The sequence below is a fragment of the Alcanivorax sp. genome, from assembly GCF_051117345.1.
GTDB lineage: Bacteria > Pseudomonadota > Gammaproteobacteria > Pseudomonadales > Alcanivoracaceae > Alcanivorax.
Genome location: NZ_JBNPEC010000076.1, coordinates 23,752 through 29,812 on the forward strand (window position 1 = coordinate 23,752; position 6,061 = coordinate 29,812).

The window sequence follows — 6,061 nt, forward strand, 5'->3', positions numbered from 1 at the left end:
TGATAGTCAGGGCGGTTCAGTGCTTGCTGCCGCGCGCCGCTTTTTCGTCATGGCCGGACAGGCCGAAGCGGCGCTCCAGTTCTGCCAGTACCTTGTCGGGGTGTTCTCCCAGTTTGGCCAACATGACCAGACTATGGAACCACAAATCCGCGGTTTCGCTGATCAGCGCATCGGTTTTGCCGCTGACTTCCGCGTCGCGGGCGGCGAGAATGGTTTCCACCGCTTCCTCGCCCACTTTTTCCAGGATCTTGTTCAATCCCTTGGCATACAGGCTGGCCACGTAGGAGCTGTCCGGGTCGGCGCCCTTGCGGGATTCAAGCACCTGATGGAGCTGGCTGAGTATATCTGACATAGCGTCTACACTTTCTTTATGTCGGCACCCTGCGGGCAGGGCGCCGACGGATTATCCGATGTGCCGCGGTGGCGGTGCCACAGTCTAGCGCCGCCAGCTCCAGCTCACCAGCAGCACGGCGCCAGCGGCCAGTGGCCAGCTGAAATGGGGGGTTGCCAGCCACACGGCGGTGCCGGCGCAGCCCAGCCCTGCCAGGCCGGCAAACAGCTTGTGGCGGTGGCGTAACAGGGCCTGTTCGAAGCGGGCTTCCAGGCGGTCCTGCTGGTAGGGCAGCTCGCGCAGGCTTTCCAGGCCGTCGCGCAGCAGGTCCGGCATGTCGGGTAGCTGGGCGGTCCATTCCGGCATGCGGTTCTGCAGTTTCTTCAGGGTGGCGCTGGGGCCGTATTCGGCCAGCATCCAGGCTTCCAGCAGTGGCCGGCCGGTGTTCCAGATATCCAGCTGCGGGTAGATGCTGCGCCCCAGCCCCTCGATATGCACCAGGGTCTTCATCAGCAGGATGTACTGCACCGGCATTTCGATGTGGTAGTTGCGCGCCATATCGAACAGCTTCATCACCAGCGGCGCGAATTCCAGCTGGTCCAGCTGGGCGGAGCGCACCGGCTCGACAATCTCGATCACGGCCCGTTCAAAGCGGGGGCGGTCGATGGGGGCGGTATTCCAGCCGGCGCGGATCACCGCATCCACCAGGGCGCTGTAATCCTCGCGCATGACGGCCAGCACCATGCGGCCCAGCACGTTAAGGTCTTCCTTCGACAAGCGCCCGGCGATGGCCGCATCCACGGCCATATACTGGGGGGATTCCGGGTGTTCCGGGTTGACGAAGATGTTGCCCGGGTGCATGTCCGCGTGGAAAAAGTTGAAACGGAATACCTGGGAAAAGAAGATCTCCACGCCTCGTTCTGCCAGCACCTTGGGATCAATGCCGGCGGCCTTGATGCGCTCGATATCATTCACCGGGATGCCGTGAATGCGATCCATGATAATCACGGTGGGGCTGGACAGATCCAGATGAATGGCCGGGATATGCAGCAGCGGGCTGAACAGGAAGTGCCGGCGCATGGTTTCGCTGTTGCGGGCCTCGGCGGCCAGATCCAATTCGCCAAGGATGATGTCCCGATAATCCTGTACCACCCGCGCCGGGCGGAAGTAGCGGGCATCGCGCCACAGCCGTTCCAGCCAGCGGGCGCCGAAAGCCATGACCTTCAGGTCCCGGTGCACCACCGGACGGATGGTGGGCCGCAATACCTTGGCCACCACCTGTTGGCCACTGTGCAGGGTGGCGGCATGGACCTGGGCCACGGAAGCGGCGGCCATGGGCGTTGTGTCAAAGTCGCGGAATACCTCCTCGAAGGGCTGGCTCAGGCTGGCTTCGACCAGATCCCGGGCCTGTTGCCCGTCGAAGGGCGCCACCTGGTCCTGCAGTCGCGCCAGGGCGCTGGTCCACTCCGGTGGCAGCATGTCCTGGCGGGTGGCCAGCAGTTGGCCGAACTTGATGAAGATGGGGCCGAGGCGCTCCAGGGCCTTCTGCAGGCGCTCGCCTTCGCTGAGTTTACCGGTGCCAAGCCAGCTTGAGGGCACCAGGAACGACAGGATCAGCAGCACATTGCGCAGCGGGTGCGAGGGCAGCAGGGCAATCAGCCGGTAGCGGCACACCACATGGGCGACCACCAGAATGCGGGAAACGGGTAGCATCAGTCGGTGGCGCTCCCGTTGCGGGTATTGCCGGTGCGTAGACGCTGGATACGTGCGTCCAGCCGGTCCACATCCATGCGCAGTTCGTCCACGTCCTGACCGAATTCGTAAACGTCCCGGCGACCGGGCGTCAGGCCGGATTCGTTACCCACGTAGTCGGCCAGTTGCTCGGTCAGTCGACCGGCGGCCTGGCGGGCCCAGCCGAACAGGCGGCGGGCGCTGTAATCCAGTTGCTGGGCCAGCTCCGAGCCAGTCACTGGCTCAAGGATGGCGCCCCAGTCAATCTGCAGTTCGCGGGCCAGCTGCTGCATTTCCTGCAACAGTTCCCGGTTGCCGCTGATGTCCACCGGCCCGCCAATGACGCCGGGGCGGGTATTCCAGTTCAGCAGCAGGGAGGCCAGGTCCATGGGATTGCCCTTTACCGTGACATCCGCGTTGGCATCGCTGCGGTGGTACAGCTCTACCCCGTCTTCCACGATCAGCGCATAGATGGCCAGCGGTGGCAGGGTCACTTCGATGGCCAGCAGGCGGCCGGCATGCAGAGCCAGCCGGTCGGCGCTGGCCGGGTCGGAACGCAGGGCGGTATTGATGGCCCGTTCCACCGTGGCCAGGGCCGTGGTGGAGAGCAGACCGGGGGAGCGGGACTGGTCTTTCAGACTCAAAATTTGAACCCTCTGTGCAGTGCCACGATGCCGCCCAGCATGTTGAAGTATTCGGTACGGGCGAAGCCGGCCTGATCCATCATTCCCTGCAGGGTGTCCTGGTCCGGGTGCATGCGGATGGACTCGGCCAGGTACTGGTAGCTGTCGGCGTCATTGACGATCAGCTTGCCCAGCTTGGGCCAGACACCGAAGGAGTAGAGCTCGTAGGCCTTGGCCAGGGGTTTGTGGACCGGGGTGGAAAATTCCAGTACCAGCAGCCGGCCACCGGGTTTCAGTACCCGCAGCATGGAGCGCAGGGCGGCATCCTTGTCGGTGATATTGCGCAGGCCGAAGGCAATGGTGATGCAGTGGAAGCTGTTGTCTTCGAAGGGCAGACATTCGCCGTTCACCTGGGCGACCTGGGTATTGTGGCTGCAACCCGCGTCGAACAGACGGTCGCGGCCCACTTCCAGCATGGCGTCATTGATGTCCGCCAGCACCACCTGTCCAGTTTCGCCGACAAGACGGGAAAACTTGATGGCCAGGTCACCGGTGCCGCCGGCCAGATCCAGCACCTTGTGGCCCGGACGAATGCCGGCCAGCTCGATGGTCATGCGTTTGAGCAGGCGGTGGCTACCCATGGAAATCAGGTCGTTCATGACATCGTATTTGCCGGCCACCGAGCGGAATACGCCAGCCACTTTCTGCTGCTTTTCCTGCCACGGCACCTGCTGGTAGCCGAAGTGGGTGACCTTGGTATCGTCGTTCATGTCAGTCCTCGAAGGGGGCCGGGTGATGGTCGTAGACCTTCTGCATGATGGTCTCTTCCCGTGCGGCTAGCTGCTCCAGCAACAGGCCCACACTGGGCACTGGCTTCATTACCCGGAAGCTGCGATCCATGAAATCATACAGGTTCGCAAAGCCTGCCGCATGGGCGGGTCTGCGCACCATGCGAAAGGTGGTCTGTATCATTCGCGAGCGGATATAGCGGTCCAGACGATGGCCAAGCTCGGCGACCAATTGTAGCTGGCGTTGGCGGTCAGGGTGATGGCTTTGCTGACGAAAACCCTTGAGGTAGGTCAGCTCCGTGAGCGGTTGATCCAGCTCGCTACCCAGCCAGTCGGTGACCTGCTCGTCCAGCTCCTGAGTGAGGATGGCGGCTTCCAGGGCACTGGCGGAGGTGGCCATGACCTTGTCCGGTAGCAGCTTCATGGCCTTGGGCAGGGCGCGGCGGATTTCCCGGGCTACCGGCAGCAGTTCGCGACCGCCGTAGACTTCCTCGAGGAGAAAACGGATGCCCTCCGCCGTGGCCGGGGCGTTCAGAAGATGGCGATGGGTGTGCTTGAGACGTTCCCCCTGCCAGTCCTGCAGACGTTGCAGGCGGTCGAGAAACAGGGCGTCCTCGCCGTGCTGCCGCAAAGCAAAGAAACGCTCGAGATAGTGTTGAAGTTGTTCGCCGGCGGTCATGGTTTTTCCTCCGGCGGGGATCATAGCAGGAAAGCGGTCGGACGTCGGAAGTCAGACGTCTGACGCTTGCAGGTTTTGCGTCAGACGTCCGTCGTCAGGTTATTACAGGATATACCGGCTCAGATCTTCATCATCGGCCAGCTCGCCCAGGTAGCGATTTACCGCTTCCGCGTCCAGGACCAGGGGTTTGTCGTGGTACTGGGTGGCCAGAGAATCCGCATCAAAGCTGATTTCCTCCAGCAGTTTTTCCAGTACGGTGTGCAGGCGGCGGGCGCCGATGTTTTCGGTGCGCTCGTTGACCTGCCAGGCCACTTCGGCGATGCGACGGATGCAGTCGTCGGTGATTTCCAGGCTCAGGCCTTCGGTCTGCAGCAGCGCCTTGTACTGCTCGGTGAGCGAGCACTTGGGTTCGGTCAGGATTCGCTGGAAGTCTTCCGGGCTCAGTGGGCTCAGTTCCACACGGATCGGCAGCCGGCCCTGCAGTTCCGGGATCAGGTCGCTGGGCTTGGACAGGTGGAAGGCACCGGAGGCGATAAAGAGGATGTGATCGGTTTTCACCATGCCGTATTTGGTGGATACGGTGGAACCTTCAATCAGCGGCAACAGGTCGCGCTGGACCCCTTCCCGGGACACATCGGTACCGCCGCTCTCGCCGCGCTTAGCCACTTTGTCGATTTCGTCCAGGAACACGATGCCGTTGTTTTCCACCGCATCAATGGCCTGCACTTTCAGCTCGTCTTCGTTGACGAAGCGGGCGGCTTCCTCGTCGCGAATCAGCCGGTAGGCTTCGCGCACCCGCAGTTTCTGGGTGCGCTTGTTACCACTGCCACCCATTTTCGAAAACATCTGCTGCAGCTGGCTGGTCATCTCTTCCATGCCCGGCGGTGCCATGATCTCCACTCCGGCCGGGTTGCTGGACACCTCGATCTCGATTTCCTTGTCGTCCAGCTCGCCCTCGCGCAGCTTCTTGCGGAAGATCTGGCGGGTGCTGTTGTCCGTTTTGCTCTCCTCCTCGCCGCGGGCGGCGGGCAGCAGGGCGTCGAGAATGCGTTCTTCGGCGGCGTCATCGGCCTGGCTGCCAACGCGGGCAATGGCCTTTTCACGCAGCATCTTGATGGCCATTTCCACCAGATCGCGAATGATGGATTCCACGTCCCGGCCCACATAGCCCACTTCGGTGAACTTGGTGGCTTCGATCTTGATGAAGGGGGCGTCGGCCAGTTTGGCCAGACGGCGGGCGATCTCGGTCTTGCCTACCCCGGTGGGGCCGATCATCAGGATGTTCTTGGGGGAGACTTCGGCGCGCATTTCCGCCGGCAATTGCATGCGCCGCCAGCGGGTACGCAGGGCCAGGGCCACGGCTTTCTTGGCGGCATCCTGACCGATGATGTGACGGTTCAGTTCGGAAACGATGTCTTTGGGAGTCAGTGCTGCCATGTTAGCCGTCCAGCTCTTCGAAAGTGTGGTTGTGATTGGTGTAGATACAGATGTCGCCGGCGATGCTCAGGCTCTTGGCCACGATGTCGCGGGCGGACAGGTCGGTATTTTCCAACAGGGCGGTGGCGGCGGACTGGGCGAAGGGGCCGCCGGAGCCGATGGCGATCAGGCCGTGTTTCTCCGGCTCGATCACGTCGCCGTTACCGGTGATGACCAGGGAGTTGTCCTTGTCGGCTACCGCCAGCAGGGCTTCCAGGCGACGCAGGGCGCGGTCGGTGCGCCAGTCCTTGGCCAGCTCAACGGCGGCGCGGACCAGATGGCCCTGGTGTTTTTCCAGTTGTGCTTCGAAGCGCTCGAACAGGGTAAAGGCGACGGCGGTGACGCCGGCAAACCCGGCAATCCCCTTATCGTGATAGCGGCGGAGTACCTTGAGGGAATTGCACTTCATGACGGTGTTGCCCAGGCTCACCTG

At 62.5% G+C, this 6,061-nt stretch carries 7 protein-coding genes; all 7 read right to left on the reverse strand.

The genetic code is table 11. From position 1 onward, the window contains the following. Positions 1 to 16 precede the first annotated feature (16 nt). Positions 17 to 352, reverse strand: a complete 336-nt coding sequence (locus tag ACFE0K_RS04900; RefSeq protein WP_062815693.1) for a phosphoribosyl-ATP diphosphatase — start codon at positions 350 to 352, stop codon at positions 17 to 19. Positions 353 to 436: 84 nt separating this feature from the next. Then, positions 437 to 2,044, reverse strand: a complete 1,608-nt coding sequence (locus ACFE0K_RS04905; RefSeq protein ID WP_434534998.1) for an AarF/UbiB family protein — start codon at positions 2,042 to 2,044, stop codon at positions 437 to 439. Then, positions 2,044 to 2,706, reverse strand: a complete 663-nt coding sequence (locus ACFE0K_RS04910; protein ID WP_434534999.1) for a ubiquinone biosynthesis accessory factor UbiJ — start codon at positions 2,704 to 2,706, stop codon at positions 2,044 to 2,046. Before ACFE0K_RS04910 ends, ACFE0K_RS04905 begins: the two co-directional genes overlap by 1 nt. Beyond that, complete coding sequence (gene ubiE / locus ACFE0K_RS04915; RefSeq protein WP_434535000.1) at positions 2,703 to 3,455, reverse strand: bifunctional demethylmenaquinone methyltransferase/2-methoxy-6-polyprenyl-1,4-benzoquinol methylase UbiE; 753 nt, start codon at positions 3,453 to 3,455, stop codon at positions 2,703 to 2,705. Before ubiE ends, ACFE0K_RS04910 begins: the two co-directional genes overlap by 4 nt. 1 nt (position 3,456) lies before the next feature. Beyond that, complete coding sequence (locus ACFE0K_RS04920; RefSeq protein ID WP_434535001.1) at positions 3,457 to 4,152, reverse strand: FFLEELY motif protein; 696 nt, start codon at positions 4,150 to 4,152, stop codon at positions 3,457 to 3,459. A gap of 102 nt (positions 4,153 to 4,254) precedes the next feature. Beyond that, positions 4,255 to 5,589 carry an ATP-dependent protease ATPase subunit HslU gene (gene hslU / locus ACFE0K_RS04925; RefSeq protein ID WP_434535002.1) on the reverse strand — a complete coding sequence of 445 codons (1,335 nt, stop codon included), beginning with the start codon at positions 5,587 to 5,589 and terminating at the stop codon, positions 4,255 to 4,257. A gap of 1 nt (position 5,590) precedes the next feature. Further along, positions 5,591 to 6,061: ATP-dependent protease subunit HslV (hslV, locus tag ACFE0K_RS04930; protein WP_434535003.1), on the reverse strand; the 471-nt coding region annotated here is incomplete at its 5' end.

What these genes read in the sequence shown, in the direction of transcription:
- ACFE0K_RS04920 (WP_434535001.1), bottom strand. Translation starts at nt 4,152, where the DNA reads ATGACCGCCGGCGAACAACTTCAACACTATCTCGAGCGTTTCTTTGCT.
- ubiE (WP_434535000.1), bottom strand. Translation starts at nt 3,455, where the DNA reads ATGAACGACGATACCAAGGTCACCCACTTCGGCTACCAGCAGGTGCCG.
- ACFE0K_RS04905 (WP_434534998.1), bottom strand. Translation starts at nt 2,044, where the DNA reads ATGCTACCCGTTTCCCGCATTCTGGTGGTCGCCCATGTGGTGTGCCGC.
- hslU (WP_434535002.1), bottom strand. Translation starts at nt 5,589, where the DNA reads ATGGCAGCACTGACTCCCAAAGACATCGTTTCCGAACTGAACCGTCAC.
- ACFE0K_RS04900 (WP_062815693.1), bottom strand. Translation starts at nt 352, where the DNA reads ATGTCAGATATACTCAGCCAGCTCCATCAGGTGCTTGAATCCCGCAAG.